This window comes from Roseobacter sp. HKCCD6576-2 (assembly GCF_013179285.1).
Lineage (GTDB): Bacteria > Pseudomonadota > Alphaproteobacteria > Rhodobacterales > Rhodobacteraceae > Rhodophyticola > Rhodophyticola oceani.
This window is the reverse complement of the sequence record NZ_WVNW01000001.1, coordinates 405,978-421,416: the sequence shown is the minus strand read 5'-3', so window position 1 is coordinate 421,416 and position 15,439 is coordinate 405,978. Positions and strand designations below refer to the sequence as shown.

Here is a 15,439-nt window from a genome sequence, read left to right as displayed (position 1 = left end):
CCTCCCTTAGCGCCGCGCTTCGCGTTCTTCTTGGTACATCGACCAGAGGAAGTACCCGATGAAGACCAGCATGATCATGAACAGCACCACCGCGATGGCCGAGCCATAGCCCATGCGGAACCCAAACTCGCTCAGCGCGCGTTCGAACATGTAGAAGCTGAGCACGCGGGTTGACCCAAACGGCCCGCCATTGGTCATGATCGAGATCAGGTCGAAAGACCGCAGCGCGCCGATGATCGTCACCACAAAGGCGATAAAGGTCGCTGGTTTCAACTGCGGCAGGATCACGTGCCAGAGCATTTTCCAGCCCTTTGCGCCATCAAGCCGCCCGGCCTCCACCTGCTCCGGGTCCACCGCGTTCAGACCGGTCAGATAGAGGATCATGCAATAGGCCGTCTGCGGCCAGAGGCCGGCGGCGATGATCCCATAGGTCGCAAGGGTTGGGTCGCCGAGGATGTTGACCGATTCAAACCCGAAAAAGGTGATGACGTTGTTCAGCAATCCTTCGCGCGGCAGGTAGAACCAGCTGAAGACCAACCCTACAACGACCTGCGACAGGACAAAGGGGAAGAAGAACAGCGACTTATAAAGCCGGATGCCAACAACTGTCTGGTTCAGAAACAACGCGATGAACAAACCCGCCGGGATCGCCAACAGATAGAGCGCCAGCCATTTCAGGTTGTTCCAAAGCGAGATCTCGAAATTACGGTCGGTCAGCAGTTCCTGATAGTTCCGGGCGCCGACAAATGTCGCCTCTCCCAACCCATCCCACTCGTAGAGCGAAATCTGAAACGACTGAAAGATCGGGATGATGACGTAGACCGCGAAGAACAAGAACCCAGGCAGCAGGAACAGGATCGGCGTCACCACCATCTTGTTGCGCTGCATCCAGGTCTGGGCGTCACGCCCATCGCCCATCGGAACGGCTGCTTCTGTGCTCATATCCAGCTCTCCTCAATCGGGACGGGGCAGCGGGAGCCCATACGAAAACTGCGGGGTGGTGCGGCTTGCGAATGACCTGCCTTGGGAAGGGATCATGCCCCGCCGAGAAGAGGCGGGGCATGCGATATTCTATAAGATCAGTAGATCCGCTGGCGCGCCGCCTCCAGGCGCTCCAGGATGTCATCCAGGTTGTCTGGGAACACCATGAACTCCTGCAGACCTTCCATACCGACCGAGGCCATCTCGGCCGGGAAATCGCGGTCGAAGAACTGCGCGATACCGCCCGTGGCGTTCTGGCTCAACATCTCGAAGCCCTGCTGGATGAACTCATCATCCGCGACTTCTGCATTGGCATTCACCGGCAGCTGACCCAAGCCATCAGGCCCGTTGATCCGGCCCTGCACGTCAGGCGACGTCACGAATTGCAGGAAGGCGCGCGCGGCCTCGACGTTCTGCGCGCCTGACGGCACATGGAACGTGTCGGTTGGGGCGTCTTCGCCCATTTCGAGACCCTCATTGATCATCGGGAACTGATAGAAGTCCAACTGATCATCGGTCAGGCCCGCCAAGCGCAGCTGATCGACGACGAAGTTACCCATCAGGTAAGCGGTGGCTTGGCCGTTTACGACAAAGGGCAGCGCCTCCTGCCAGGAGTAGTTTTGGTGATCTTCCAGGAACGCGCCCATATCGATCAACGTGCGCCAGTTGTCGAAGGTTGCGCGAACACGGTCATCGGTCCAAGGCACTTCACCCAGCGCGAGCTGCATGTGGAAGTCAAACCCGTTGGTGCGCATGTTCAGGTAGTCAAACCAGCCACCGGCGGTCCACAGGAACTTCGAACCGATCGCATAGCAAACCCGGCCGGAATCGACGATCACCTGACAGTTGGCCACCTCTTCTTCCCAGGTCGTCGGCTCGCTCAGGCCAAGTTCGTTGAAGATGTCTTCACGGTAGTAAATGCCCCACTGATAGTAGGTGTAAGGCACGCCCCATTGCGCATCATTCATCGTCATCGCGCCGCGCACGGATTCGAGACCTTCGTAGTCGCCAGCGTCCCACCATTCGGAGATGTCCATAAACAGGCCCGCATCCACGTAAGGCCCCATCCGGTTGGCGGCATACCAGTTGATCACATCAGGCGGATCGGCGGAGAGTGCGTTGCGGATCTGGGTCTTCCAGGCCTCGCGATCAACGACGGTCAACTCGACCTCAAGGTTTGGGTGCATCTCGCCGAACTCGGCGGCCAGCCCTTCGATCACAGCCCGCGGGCCGGGGTTCGACATATCGGCGGTGATGCGCAGCGTGCCTTCGAGATTGGTATGGCCTTCGGCCAAAGCCGCGCCTGACAACATCGTCGCCGCCGCCAGCGCCGCAGCGCCGGTTTTAAAGATGGATCGCATGGTGTCCTCCCTAGTGATCCGGATCGGATTTTGTTTCACTATTTGAAACTTGGTTTCTTATGTTGAAATCATAACGCAACTCGGCTTAGTCTTGTCAACAGTTTCCTCCGCACCGTCAGAGTGCAGATCGAAAACGGAGGGGGCCATTGGGAGGAACAGTTTTGGCAACACCCGCGGATCATTCGGGCGACAAACCGGGCGACGGAACCGTCGGCAAAGCGCTTGGCGTTCTTGATGAGGTGGCCGGGTTTGGCCGCCCCGTGCGCTTTGGTGAATTGCTGGCTCACAGCCCTTATCCCAAAGCCACCCTCTACCGTTTCCTGCAAACACTCACCAACCAAGGCATGCTGGCCTATGATCCAGAACGGCAGACCTATGCGCTTGGCATCCGTCTGGTGCGGCTGGCCCATGCCGCGTGGCAGACCTCGTCTCTCGCGCCAATCGCGCGGCCGCATATCGACGCGTTGAGCGAACAGATCGGTGAGACCGTGCATCTGGCGCAGCTTGACGCGGCGCAGGTTCTTTATGTCGACAAGCGCAACGCGCGGGAGCCGCTGCCGATGTATTCGCAGGCCGGCAAGGTCGGCCCCGCCTATTGCACCGGCGTTGGCAAGGCGATGATCGCCTTTCTTCCTGAGGACGAGCTAGCTCCGATCCTCGCGCAGCAATCCTATCATCGGTTCACGGAACACACGCTTGGTTCCGAAGCCGCCTTGCGGACCGAGCTCGCGCGCATTCGTTTGCATGGCTACGCCTTCGACCGGGAAGAACATGAACCAGGCATCATCTGTGTCGCGCTGCCGATTCTGACTGCGACCGGTCGGATGCTAGGCGCGCTCTCGGTCACATCGTCGACCGAGCGCACATCATTGGACGCGTTGGAAGACCGCGTGCCTTTGATCAAACGCACCGCACAATCCATCGCGGAGGAGGCGCAAAGTTGGCGCTTTCCAGATGCGGGCAACACACAAAAAATCGGGAGGGGCTAGACCATGTCAGGCGTCACGCTCAGCAATGTGGTGAAGAAATACGGTGATGTGCAGGTGATCCATGGGGTCGACCTTCAGATAGATCACGGGGATTTCTGCGTGTTTGTTGGCCCCTCCGGCTGCGGCAAGTCCACGCTGCTCAGGATGGTCGCAGGCCTGGAAGAAACCACCGCTGGCAAAATCGAGATCGGCCCCCGCGACGTGACCCATATGGACCCGGCCGAACGTGGTGTAGCGATGGTGTTTCAAACCTATGCGCTTTATCCGCATATGTCGGTTGCCGAGAATATGGGCTTCGGTCTGAAGATGAACGGCCATCCGAAAGCCGAGATTCAAGAGAAGGTCGCCGAGGCCTCGCGCGTTCTGAAACTCGACGATTATCTGGACCGCAAACCCAAAGCCCTCTCCGGCGGGCAACGTCAGCGCGTCGCCATTGGCCGGGCGATCGTCCGTGGGCCAGAGGTGTTCCTCTTTGATGAACCACTCTCCAATCTCGATGCCGAATTGCGGGTCGAAATGCGGGTTGAGATTGCGCGCCTGCACCAAGAGATCGGCGCAACAATGATCTATGTGACCCATGATCAGGTCGAGGCGATGACGCTGGCCGACAAAATCGTCGTGCTCCGTGCCGGGATCATCGAACAGGCGGGCCGCCCGCTCGATCTCTACAATGACCCTGACAATCAGTTCGTCGCCGGGTTCATCGGCTCGCCAGCAATGAATTTCTTCCCCGGCGCCGCCAAAGGTGGGCAAGTAACCATTCCCGGCCTCGGCAACACAGTGCTGTCACCCGGCCTTGGCAGCGTGACCGACGGCGCGGTCACCATGGGCCTGCGCCCGCAGCATCTGAAAATCGGCGAGGGGAACACGCATCAGGTGGTGTTGAGTGAGCAACTGGGCGGCGTCGCCTATCATTATCTGACCGGCCAAGATGGGACGCGGATCATCGTCGAGGCACATGAGCAATCCGCGCCTGCCCCGGGCAGCATGGTTGGGCTCAGCTTCGATGCCAACGCGCCGCTCTATTTCGATGCAACCTCTGGTCAGCGGTTGAGATAACCAACCGCCCAGAAAGCGCCTTCAACCAATCGTGACCGACGCCATGCGGGATGTTGGCCCGCGCCCCTTCTGCGCCTAGATGATCAGGACAGATAGACGTCAGTCAAAGGGCTTACGATGCCGACCCTTCTCTCCCGTCGCGCCGTTTTGGGCGCCATGCCCGCCGCTCTGGCGGCGCCGGCCCTTTTGGCCCAAGGCCTGCCTGCAACACACGATCTGACGCATTGGGCTCGCAGCCTTGGTCAGCTTCACACACTCGTTGTGACGCGCAATGGACAGACCGAACTGGCCGAAACCTATCGCGGGCCGGGCGTGGATCGGTCCGCCAATATCAAATCCGTTTCGAAAACAATCCATGCCCTTCTGACCGGCATCGCCATCGACAAGGGCCTGCTTGATGGCCCCGAACAGCTGGTCCTCCCGCTTCTGAACCGCGCGGCCTTCGGTGACGCGAGAGATCGGCTGACCATCGGCCATCTTCTGTCGATGCAAGCCGGGCTTGAAAGCACCTCCGGCCCGAATTACGGCGCTTGGATCGCCAGCCCGGATTGGGTCGATTACGCGCTCACCCGCGACTTGATCGATCAACCGGGTGGCCGGTTCATCTACTCCACCGGGTCCTGGCACATTCTCGGCGCGGCTCTGTCGGCGGCCAGTGGGATAAGCTTGCTTGAAATGGCGCGCGACTGGCTCGGCGACCCCCTGGGGATCGATATCCCGCCCTGGGTCCGCGACGGTCAGGGCCGCTATCTCGGCGGCAATGAAATGGCGATGAGCCCGCTGGCCTTGGCGCGTTTGGGCGAGATGATCCTGAATGGCGGCCAGATCGAGGGGCAGCAGGTGGTCAGTCCCGGTTGGATCGACGCTTCTTGGCGTGCGCAGGCGCGGTCCCCCTGGTCCGGTGACGCCTATGGCTATGGCTGGTTTCTGACCCGGTTTGCCGGGCAGGAGGCCGCTTATGGCCGTGGATATGGTGGGCAAATGCTGGTGGTCGTGCCAGACATGGACCTGTCGATCGCGATCACCTCTGATCCGACGCGACCCGCCCGCTCTGGCGGATATTTCAGCGACCTACGCGATCTGGTCGACCGAACCGTCCTGACCTTCGCCCGCGCCTAAGTGGCCCCATCTTCCGCCAGATCCGCCAGGATCGGACAGTCGGGCCGATGATCGCCCGCACATTTCTCCACCAGATCGGCCAGCGTGTCGCGCATCGCGGCCAGTTCCGCCATTTTGCTCTCGATATCCACCAAATGCGCCCGGGCGATGCGTTTCACATCGGCGCTCGCCCGGCCCCGGTCTTCATAAAGCGCCAAAAGCGCCCGACATTCCTCAATCGAAAACCCCAATCCTCGCGCCCGACCCAAAAACGCCAGCTTATGCACATGAGCGCCCGAAAAGTCCCGATAGCCATTGGCCGTGCGATCCGGCGCGATCAGCCCGATCTCTTCGTAATACCGGATCGTTTTGGCGGGCAGGCCGGTCCGCTCGGCCACATCTCCGATGTTCATCTCATCTCCATCCGTCGCAGTCTAAGCGCATTCATCACGACCAGAACCGAACTGGCCGCCATCGCGCCTGCGGCCAGCATTGGCGACAGAACCGGCCCGCCAAAAATCGCCAGAAGCCCCGCCGCGACGGGGATCAAAGCCACATTATAGCCAAAGGCCCAAACGAGGTTCTGCGCGATGTTGCGCATCGTCCGGCGGCTGACCTCCATCGCGGTGCTGACGCCCGATGGCGCGCCAGAGATCAAAACAACATCCGCCGCCTCCATCGCCACATCCGTGCCCGAACCCAGCGCCACGCCCACATCCGCCGCGGCCAAAACCGGCGCGTCATTGATCCCGTCGCCCACGAAGGCCACTTTGCGCTTCTCCTTGCGCCAATCGGCCACTTTCGCACGTTTCTGCGCCGGGTCCAGCCGCGACAACGCGATCTCGATGCCAAGCGCCTCTGCCACCGCCGCGACAGGCCCCTCCGCATCACCAGACAGCATCGCAACCGCAATGCCACGGTCTTTCAGGGCTTGAACGGCCCGCGCTGCATCGGGCTTGACGGGATCGGCCAGCGCAATCGCCCCCAGATAATCCGCGTCCCGCGCCACATGGATCAAGGTTTCGGACCCATCCGCCAAGTCACCTGGCGCAACGCCCGCCTCCGCCATCAGCGCCTCTGTCCCAATCCGGAGCTGCGCATCGCCCACAAACGCCTCAACACCCGCACCGGTTCGGCTCTGAAAGCCATGCACAGGCGGCAGATCCAACCCTCGCGCCGCCGCTTCGGCCACAATCGCTTGCCCCAGCGGGTGTTCCGAGGCCTGCTCCACCGCAGCGGCGAGCGCCAGAAGCTCCGCCTCCGGCAAGCCCGGTTCTGGCGCCACACGCACCACTTTCGGCGCGCCTTCGGTCAGCGTTCCGGTCTTGTCGAACGCCACCAGATCGACGCGCCCCAATTCTTGCAACGCATCGCCCTTACGGAACAGCACGCCCAGTTCCGCTGCCCGGCCCGTGCCTGCCATGATTGAAACCGGTGTCGCCAACCCCATCGCACACGGGCAGGCGATGATCAGCACCGACACACCAATCACCAAGGCCGTGATTGGATCGGGGCCGAAGAAAAACCAACCGCCCGCCGCAAGAACCGCAATCGCCAAAACCACGGGCACGAACACACCCGTTACCTTGTTGATCAAGCTTTGGATCGGCAGCCGCGTCGCCTGCGCGTCCTCAACCATGCGGACGATCTGCGCCAAGACGGTATCGGCCCCCACATGGGTTGCCTGGTAGATCAGCCCCCCGGTGCCGTTCAGCGTTCCGCCGGTCACCGTATCGCCAGGGCCTTTCGGCGCGGGCACCGGCTCGCCGGTGATCATCGCCTCTTCAATATAGGTCTCACCCTCGATCACCACGCCATCGACGGCCACCCGTTCGCCCGGGAAAAGCCGCAGCTTATCGCCCGGCTGAATATCGGCCAACGCCACGCGTTGCCCATCCGCCGTGGTAGCCGTATCAGGCCTCAGCCCCATCAGTTCGCGAATGGCCGAGCCCGCCTGCCCCCGCACGCGGGCCTCCAGATAGCGGCCGAGCAGGATCAGCGTCACGATCACCGCCGCTGCCTCGAAATAGACAAAGCGCGATCCGGCCGGCAGAAGCTCTGGCGCGAAGGTCACGACGGTTGAGAAGGCCCAGGCCGCAGATGTGCCCAACACCACAAGGCTGTTCATCTCTGGCGCCAGACGCAGAAGCGCGGGCACCCCATGGCGGAAAAACACCCGGCCCGGCCCGGCCAAAACTGCCGTGGTCAGCACGAACTGGATCAGATGGGACGGAAACGTCCCGATCGTGGCCATCACCCAATGGTGAAACGGCGGGTAGAGATGCCCGCCCATTTCCAGAACAAAAACCGGTAGGGTCAGAACCGCCGCGATCAGAAAGCTGCGCCAGAGCGGGGCGGCCTCGTCCTCCTCTGGTTCCGCAATCTCCGGTTGGGCTTCGGGCGCGACGGGATAGCCCGCCTGATCCATCACCGCTTGGATCGCGCTCAGATCCAAGGGCCCGGCGCTGACCACATCCGCCCGTTTCGTGGCCAAATTCACCCGGGCCTCGAGTATCCCCGGCGCGCCGCCCAGCGCGGTTTCCGCCCGCGCGACACAGCCGCCGCAGGACAGGTTGCCGACGGTCAGGCGGGTGGCGATTTCACTGTGATCCTTGGGCATCGGGCAAGCCTCTCCTATCCGGTCCCACCAGATATAAGGCTTCCAGTCACGGGAAGGTCAAGAGACCCTAATCGGTGATCCAGTCAAAAAATCCGGGGCCGGCTTGGCCGCGCAAGCGCGCCGCCATCTCGGCGCCAAGCGCCGCGCCATCTTCAATTGGCGCATTGGCGTCGTCCTGCAGGGTCTCCGACCCGTCAGGCCGCAAAATCTCACCCCTAAGCCGGAGCATCATGCCGTCCAACTCCGCCAATCCGGCGATTGGCGTTTGGCAAGACCCGTCCAGCCCTGCCAAAAATGCCCGTTCGGCGGCCAAGCGTTGCCCCGTCGGCCCGTCATGGATTGCTTCCAAAAGCGCCGCCGCGCGACTGTCGGCTGCGCGCCGCTCGATACCAATCGCGCCTTGGGCCACGGCGGGCAACACGTCCTCCACGGCAATCGCGGATTTCACCACCTCTTCCATCCCCAACCGGCGCAACCCGGCCATGGCCAGAAAGGTCGCATCGGCCACCCCATCGCCAAGCTTTTTCATCCGCGTCTGCACATTGCCGCGAAACTCCACAACTTCCAGATCGGGCCGCCGCGCCCGAAGCTGCGCCGCCCGTCTCAGGCTTGAGGTGCCAACCCGTGCCCCTGCGGGCAAAGCGGCCAGGCTGTCGAAACCCAAAGACACAAACGCGTCGCGCACATCCTCGCGCGGTAGATAGGTATCGAGCAGCAACCCGCCCGGCTGCGCCACAGGCATATCCTTCATCGAATGCACCGCGATATCGATCGCGCCGGACAGCAGATCCTCTTCGATCTCCTTGGTGAAGAGCCCCTTGCCGCCGATCTCCTTCAGCGGCCGGTCCTGCACCTTATCTCCCGTGGTCTTGATCACCACGATCTCAAACGCGGCCTGCGGCAAATCGAACGCAGCGGCCAGCCGGTCGCGCGTCTCATGCGCCTGCGCTAGCGCCAGCGGTGAGCCTCTGGTGCCAATCTTCAAAGGCTCTGCGGGGGTGGGCAAATCAACGGTCATGCCTCTCTCTATCCAAGCCCGCCGGTGGTGACAACGGAGCCCGTCTTGACACTTCGCCGCCCACACCAGACGGTGCGCGCCAGACAAAGGATCCGTTGATGAGCACTGAGAAAAAACTCCTTCGCAGCTTGGCTGGCGAAACCCTTCCCATCCCGCCGGTTTGGATGATGCGCCAGGCCGGGCGCTACTTGCCGGAATACCGCGCCACCCGGGCCGAGGCGGGGGATTTCCTGTCGCTCTGCTATAACTCCGAGCTCGCAGCCGAGGTGACGCTTCAACCGATCCGCCGCTATGGGTTCGATGCGGCGATCATGTTTGCCGATATCCTTCTGGTGCCTGACGCGCTTGGCGCGGATGTCTGGTTCGTCACCGGCGAAGGCCCGCGCCTGTCGACCATCACCGGCCCGGACGGGCTCGCGCCGCTCAAAGGCAAAGACGACATCCATGACCACCTTGCCCCGATCTACGAAACTCTGCGAATCCTGCGCCGTGAGTTGCCTTCCGAGACCGCGCTGATCGGCTTTGCGGGCGCGCCATGGACCGTCGCCACCTATATGATCGCCGGGCGCGGCACCCCGGATCAAGGCCCGGCCCATAAGCTGAAAGCCGAGGATCGCGCGACGTTTGAGGCACTCCTGGATCTGTTGACCGAAGCGACGATTGAGTATCTCTCGAAACAGGTCGACGCCGGGGCGGAGGTTGTGAAACTCTTCGACAGTTGGGCCGGGTCGCTGAACGGCGAGGATTTCACCAAATACGCACTCGCACCCGCCACGCGGATCATCGCAGAGCTGAAATCCCGCCACCCAGGCCTGCCCATCATCGCTTTCCCCCGCCAGGCAGGCGAGGCCTATATCGGCTTCGCCAAGGCCGTTGGCGCAGATGGGCTGGCCATCGACACCAATGTCGATCCCGCTTGGGCGGCAGAGCATTTGCAGCCCGATAGCTGTATTCAGGGCAATCTGGACCCGAAACATATGGTCACCGGCGGGCAGCCCCTGGTCGATGAAACCCGCGCCATTATCGAGGCGCTCAAAGGCGGGCCGCATATCTTCAATCTGGGTCACGGGATCACACCCGATGCGGACCCAGAGAATGTGCACCGGATGCTGGAGGCGATCCGGGGCTAGCGCAGGAAGGGGCATCGGATGAGCAAAACCGTCGATTTCGCGGTGATCGGGCGCGGCATGATGGGCAACGCCTGCGCCCGATACTTGGCGGAGAGTGGCGCATCGGTCGCGCTAATCGGCCCGGACGAACCCGCAGACCGCATAACGCATTCCGGCCCCTTCGGCAGCCATCACGATCAAGGCCGGATCACCCGTCGCCTGGCTCATGACGCGGATTGGGCGCGGCTCTCAAGCCGGTCGATTGACCGCTATGCCGATCTTGAAACGCGAAGCGGATTGGAGATTTTCACCGCGTCAGGTGGCATGATGGCCGGCCCGCGCGCGGGCCCCGGCAGTGACTTTACCGAAAGCTTCCTGAGAGTCGCCGACGCGCTCGACATCCCACATGAGCACCACAACGACGCGACGCTTCCCCGGCGGTTCCCCGAGTTCACCTTCCCGCCTGGCACAGAGGCCGCTTGGGAGGCCAGCGGCGGTACGATCAACCCCCGCGCCTTGCGGGATGCGGAAAGCCTCTTGGCCGCGAAAGCCGGGGCAGAGATCATCCGACACGCCGTCACGGCCCTGAGCCAAAACGGGCTGCATTTGGCGGATGGCACGACACTTGCCGCTGGCCATATCGTGATGGCAACTGGCGCTTATGCGCATACGGATGATCTGCTCCCGGCCCGTCCGGAGATGAGAGTCTATGCCCGCACCATCGCCTTTGCTGAAGTTGATGAGACCGAAGCCGCCCGCCTGGCACAGATGCCGAGCCTGATCTTCATCCCCGAAGGGCTCGGCTACGATCTCTATCTTCTGCCGCCGATCCGCTATCCTGATGGCAAGCTTTACCTGAAGATCGGCGGCGAGGATGAAAGCCCACTTTTGACCAACCGATCCGACATCACCGCATGGTTTCAAAGCGACGGCGATGCAGAAATCGCCGAGACACTTCTCACCCATCTCCGCACCCTCATGCCCGATCTCGCCATCCAAAGCACCCATACGGGCAGTTGCGCCGTCAGCTTCACGACCACCGGATATCCCTATATCGACCGGCTGTCCGATGATCTGACGCTCTTGACCGGCGGCAATGGCGCGGGCGCGAAATGCTGTGATGAGTTGGGGCGGCTTGGTGCGATGGTGGCGCGTGGCGAAGGCATCCAGGCCGAAGGCTATGAGACGGATTTCCGCGCAGTCCTTGCTTGAACCGCCCAAGGCCGCTAAGCGCCCATCATGACGAGCTATCTCGACCCCGCGCAAATCGATGTGATCGCGCCGAATTTCAAACGCCGCCTTTCTGGCGTCACGGCAACGGTTGTGCGGCTGGTGCCGCTGCAAGCGCAAGAGATTGCGATTGCCGCCGTCGCCCCGGCATTGCCGACCCATGTGCCCCAAATCCGGCGCAGTGATCTGCTGACCATGCCCGCCAAAGGCCCGTCAGGTCACAGGGTGTGGCACGCGCGGCGGAACTCGGAAATGTTGGCCGGGCTGGTGCTGAAACATCTCCTTCGGAAACGGTTGAAACTGCTCTTCACCTCTGCGTCACAGCGCCACCACACGGGCTATTCCAAATGGCTGATCCGACAGATGGATGCAGTGATTTCCACATCGCAAAAGACCGCAGACTATCTTGATCGGCCATCGACGGTGATCTTGCATGGCATAAATACGGAAAGCTTCTCGCCGCCGACCGACCGCGCCGCCGTCAAAGCATCGTTTGGCCTTCCGCCCGGGCCGCTGGTCGGGTGTTTCGGGCGCATTCGGGCGCAAAAGGGCACGGATGTCTTTGTTGATGCGATGATCGAGGTGCTGCGAGATCGCCCGGATGCGGCGGCCATCGTCATGGGGCGCGCGACCGAGAAACATCTCGGCTTTGAGCGTGATTTGAAAGCAAAGGTCGCGGCGGCGGGCCTGGCCGATCGGCTGCTCTTCCCGCCCGAGGTCCCGGTTCATGACATCGCCAAATGGTATCAGGCGCTGGATCTCTTCATCGCCCCGCAGCGATGGGAGGGCTTCGGCCTCACCCCGCTGGAAGCCATGGCCTGCGCTGTGCCGGTTGTGGCCACGACGGTCGGGGCCTTTGAAGAACTGGTGGTGCCCGGAGAAACCGGCGCGCTGATCCCGCCCGGCGATGTTCCGGCGATGATCGAGGCCACCGCGCAGTTGCTGGACAATCCAGAAGACCGCGCCCGGCAAGCCGCCGCCGCCCGTGCCCATGTCGTTCAGAATTTCCGGATTGAGGGCGAGGCGCAGAAGATCATCGCGATTTATCGCGACCTTCTCGGAGTCACCCAATAGGTTACGAAAAACTCCGGATCGACGACTTTTCGTAACCTATTTTCAGGTCCATTTCGCGATCGGCGGCAGACTCATCAAGACCGCATTCGCGTCATGCCCGGTCTCGAGCCCGAATTTCGTGCCTCGGTCATAGACCAGATTATACTCCGCATAGAGGCCGCGATGCACAAGTTGCGCCTCGCGGTCTTCCCCGGTGAATGCTTCATGCCGCCGGGTCTCAACCACGCCCAAAAACGCCGGAAGAAACGCCCGGCCCACATCTTGCGTAAAGGCGAAATCGGCGTCCCAATCCTCGGTATTCAGGTCGTCATAGAATATCCCGCCCACGCCACGCGCCCGGCCACGATGGGGGATATAGAAATACTCATCGGCCCAAGCCTTAAATTTGGGATAGTATTCTGGATTGTGACGGTCGCAATGATCCTTCAACACGGCATGAAAGGCGGCGGTATCGGCCTCGTATTCAATGGCCGGGTTGAGATCCGCGCCGCCGCCAAACCACCAGCCATGCGGCGTCCAAAACATCCTTGTGTTCATATGCACCGCCGGGACGCGCGGGTTTTGCATATGCGCCACCAAGGAAATGCCCGAGGCCCAGAAACGTGGGTCATCTTTCAGCCCGCTCAGGTCCTTGCGGGCCGCCATCGCCTGCACCGCGCGGGGGCCGAGCGTGCCATAGACGGTGGAGACATTGACCCCAACCTTTTCAAAGACTTTGCCGCCCCGCATCACGCTCATCAACCCGCCGCCGGCATCCGAGCCATCCTCGGAGGCGCGCTTGGTCTCTTTGATCTCGAATCGGCCCGGGGCCCCCTCCCCGCCTTGCGTGTCTTCCAAGGCTTCAAAAGCCGCCACGATCTCGTCCCGTAACCGGCGGAACCAGGTCGATGCGCGGGCTTTGCGGGTATCAAACAGGTCACTCATCGGCGCAGTCCTTCTCATCTGCGCTCTGTTAGCAAGCCCGGCCGGGGAGGTCACGCGACCGATTGTCATGGGGCGGCGAAGATGTAGCGGCTGAAGGCGGCAAGGCCGCCAAATGTGCTAACCCGCTGCAACTGCCCCAAAAATGCCACGGTCTCTTTCGTCTTTGTCATGGATTTCTTTGAAAAAATCGCCTAGGATTCCCTCAATCGCCGCAAAGACGGCACCAGAGGCAGATAGAGCAGGTCTCGTGATACATCGAAGGTTTCTCACGTCCCTTTTGGGGGCACTCGCGCTATTTTGCGCCGTATTCAGCTTGTCGCAACAAGCCGGGGCGGCCCCCTACGCCGCCATGGTTATGGATGCGCGCACGGGTGAGGTATTGCATTCTCGCAACGCCGACACCCGATTGCACCCGGCATCGCTGACCAAAATGATGACGCTCTACATCGCGTTCGAAGCGGTGCGCTTGGGCGAGATCACCATGGACACGCAGGTGACGATTTCCTCCAACGCCGCAGCGGAACCCCCCTCGGAACTCGGCCTCCGGTCCGGGTCACGGATTGCGCTCCGCTATCTGGTGCGCGCCGCAGCGGTGCGTTCGGCCAATGACGCGGCGACGGCGATTGGCGAAGCAATTGAAGGCTCCGAAGCGGCCTTTGCCCGGCGGATGAACCGCACGGCGCGCGCGTTGGGTATGACGCGCACAACCTTTCGCAATGCTCATGGCTTGACCGAAGAGGGGCATCTCTCCACCGCGCGCGACATGACGACGATGGGGCGGCGGATCTTTTTCGACTATCCGCAGTATTACAACATCTTCTCGCGCCGCTCGACCGATGCGGGCATTGCCACAGTGCGCAATACCAATCGTAGGGTCTTGGACGCTTATCGCGGGGCGGATGGGATCAAGACCGGCTACACCCGGGCGGCGGGGTTCAACCTGGTGGCTTCAGCCGAACGGGGGCAAGAGCGGATCATTGCGACGGTCTTCGGCGGCCGCTCCACCGCAACGCGCAACCAGCGGATTATGGAACTGCTCGATATGGGCTTTGCCCGAGCACCCAGCCGCGCGACAATCAGGCGGCCTAGCCTGCCGACATATGATAATGACCCGCACCAACCCAGCCGTCCGCAAAGCTTGGCGGTCGCGCAGAGCGTCGTACCCGTGCGGCGGCCCGTCCGAGAGGCCTCGCCCGCCCTTCTGGCCGCGATAGATGCAGCCGTCGAAGGGGTGCTTGAAGAGGTGCCAGAAGACGTGGCCGAGGATTCTGTTGCAGAGGCCGTGGCCGAAGACGTGCTTGTCGCAGACGCCGCCGAAACCGAAAGCACGGCTGAGGATGCCGCGATCGAGGTTGCTGCTTTGACGCCGCCCGATACCCCGCCTGCGCCCCGGCCAGTGAATGTAACCGAAGTTGTGGCACGGGCGGCACCGATCGAGCCGGAAATCGTGACGCGAGCGTCATCGACCGGAAGTCGGCTTTATGGGGTCTCGCTTGGGCGCTATCCGACGCAAAATTCCGCAGAGCGGCTGTTGTTGACGACGGCCTTGGCGGAGTTGGGCACGTTCGACGAGGCGCTCCGCCGCGTGGTGAATCGCGCCGGTGGGTTTGAAGCCCGGTTTGACGGCATGACCGAGGAACAAGCCGCGCGCGCCTGTGCCCGGTTGATGGCGCGGGCGGTGACCTGCACGACCTACGGGCCGTAAAGAAGGGGTGCGGCGGTCTGCGTCACGCCCCCTTTCGGGAGCCCTCCTTAGACCGCATTGCCATGGAGAGATGGCAAGGGCGTCTCTTTTCTCTTGAGATGGTTAGACGCGGCTAGTCTTTCGGCGCGTCATCATAGTCGTCGCGCAGGATGCGATGCGCATCACCGTCCGGGTCTTCGAATTGGCCCCGCTTGAGCATCCAGAAGAACGCCGCAAGTCCAACACCACCCAAGAAGAGCGAAACGGGGATAAGGATGCCGAGAACGTCCAT

At 62.0% G+C, this 15,439-nt stretch carries 14 protein-coding genes; 7 read left to right on the top strand and 7 right to left on the bottom strand.

Annotated features, from left to right (window positions below; translation table 11 throughout):
- Nucleotides 1-6: 6 nt before the first annotated feature.
- A complete protein-coding gene (locus GTF44_RS02110) occupies nucleotides 7-942 on the bottom strand; it encodes a carbohydrate ABC transporter permease (RefSeq protein WP_253261129.1) in 936 nt (311 codons plus the stop codon).
- 137 nt (nucleotides 943-1,079) lie between these two features.
- Entirely contained in the window at nucleotides 1,080-2,342 is a 1,263-nt protein-coding gene (locus tag GTF44_RS02105; protein WP_171557168.1) for an ABC transporter substrate-binding protein, read from the bottom strand.
- Nucleotides 2,343-2,503: 161 nt separating this feature from the next.
- On the opposite strand from GTF44_RS02105, the gene GTF44_RS02100 reads away from it, so the two are divergent.
- From GTF44_RS02100 to GTF44_RS02090, 3 genes are all read left to right on the top strand, one after another.
- Complete coding sequence (locus tag GTF44_RS02100) at nucleotides 2,504-3,331, top strand: IclR family transcriptional regulator (protein WP_171557167.1); 828 nt, start codon at nucleotides 2,504-2,506, stop codon at nucleotides 3,329-3,331.
- A 3-nt stretch (nucleotides 3,332-3,334) separates the two neighbouring features.
- Nucleotides 3,335-4,390, top strand: a complete 1,056-nt coding sequence (locus GTF44_RS02095; RefSeq protein ID WP_171557165.1) for an ABC transporter ATP-binding protein — start codon at nucleotides 3,335-3,337, stop codon at nucleotides 4,388-4,390.
- A gap of 117 nt (nucleotides 4,391-4,507) precedes the next feature.
- The gene (locus GTF44_RS02090) at nucleotides 4,508-5,509 is read left to right on the top strand and encodes a serine hydrolase (RefSeq protein WP_171557163.1); all 1,002 of its coding nucleotides are present in this window, start codon (nucleotides 4,508-4,510) and stop codon (nucleotides 5,507-5,509) included.
- On the opposite strand, the gene cueR is transcribed toward GTF44_RS02090, so the two are convergent.
- The 3 genes from cueR to hemC all read right to left on the bottom strand — a co-directional run bounded on the left by cueR (nucleotide 5,506) and on the right by hemC (nucleotide 9,126).
- Nucleotides 5,506-5,901, bottom strand: a complete 396-nt coding sequence (gene cueR / locus GTF44_RS02085; RefSeq protein ID WP_171557162.1) for a Cu(I)-responsive transcriptional regulator — start codon at nucleotides 5,899-5,901, stop codon at nucleotides 5,506-5,508. The two genes, GTF44_RS02090 and cueR, sit on opposite strands and share 4 nt — an antisense overlap.
- Nucleotides 5,898-8,108: a heavy metal translocating P-type ATPase gene (locus tag GTF44_RS02080; protein WP_171557160.1), complete on the bottom strand. Its 2,211-nt coding sequence runs from the start codon at nucleotides 8,106-8,108 to the stop codon at nucleotides 5,898-5,900. Before GTF44_RS02080 ends, cueR begins: the two co-directional genes overlap by 4 nt.
- Before the next feature lie 67 nt (nucleotides 8,109-8,175).
- On the bottom strand, nucleotides 8,176-9,126 hold the full coding sequence (gene hemC, locus GTF44_RS02075) for a hydroxymethylbilane synthase (protein WP_171557158.1): 951 nt from the start codon (nucleotides 9,124-9,126) through the stop codon (nucleotides 8,176-8,178).
- Between the two features lie 98 nt (nucleotides 9,127-9,224).
- Here hemC and hemE point away from each other — a divergent pair, with 98 nt between their 5' ends.
- From hemE to GTF44_RS02060, 3 genes are read left to right on the top strand one after another with little or no spacing between them, the layout of a single operon-like run.
- On the top strand, nucleotides 9,225-10,256 hold the full coding sequence (gene hemE / locus GTF44_RS02070; protein ID WP_171557157.1) for a uroporphyrinogen decarboxylase: 1,032 nt from the start codon (nucleotides 9,225-9,227) through the stop codon (nucleotides 10,254-10,256).
- An 18-nt stretch (nucleotides 10,257-10,274) separates the two neighbouring features.
- Nucleotides 10,275-11,447, top strand: a complete 1,173-nt coding sequence (locus tag GTF44_RS02065; RefSeq protein ID WP_171557155.1) for an FAD-binding oxidoreductase — start codon at nucleotides 10,275-10,277, stop codon at nucleotides 11,445-11,447.
- A 27-nt stretch (nucleotides 11,448-11,474) separates the two neighbouring features.
- Nucleotides 11,475-12,539, top strand: a complete 1,065-nt coding sequence (locus GTF44_RS02060) for a glycosyltransferase family 4 protein (protein ID WP_171557153.1) — start codon at nucleotides 11,475-11,477, stop codon at nucleotides 12,537-12,539.
- A gap of 42 nt (nucleotides 12,540-12,581) precedes the next feature.
- Here the strand turns inward: GTF44_RS02060 and hemF are convergent, their stop codons facing one another.
- On the bottom strand, nucleotides 12,582-13,463 hold the full coding sequence (hemF, locus tag GTF44_RS02055; RefSeq protein ID WP_171557152.1) for an oxygen-dependent coproporphyrinogen oxidase: 882 nt from the start codon (nucleotides 13,461-13,463) through the stop codon (nucleotides 12,582-12,584).
- 313 nt (nucleotides 13,464-13,776) lie between these two features.
- Here hemF and GTF44_RS02050 point away from each other — a divergent pair, with 313 nt between their 5' ends.
- A complete protein-coding gene (locus tag GTF44_RS02050; RefSeq protein ID WP_367383355.1) occupies nucleotides 13,777-15,168 on the top strand; it encodes a serine hydrolase in 1,392 nt (463 codons plus the stop codon).
- Between the two features lie 112 nt (nucleotides 15,169-15,280).
- On the opposite strand, the gene ccoS is transcribed toward GTF44_RS02050, so the two are convergent.
- The gene (gene ccoS / locus GTF44_RS02045; protein WP_145212777.1) at nucleotides 15,281-15,439 is read right to left on the bottom strand and encodes a cbb3-type cytochrome oxidase assembly protein CcoS; all 159 of its coding nucleotides are present in this window, start codon (nucleotides 15,437-15,439) and stop codon (nucleotides 15,281-15,283) included.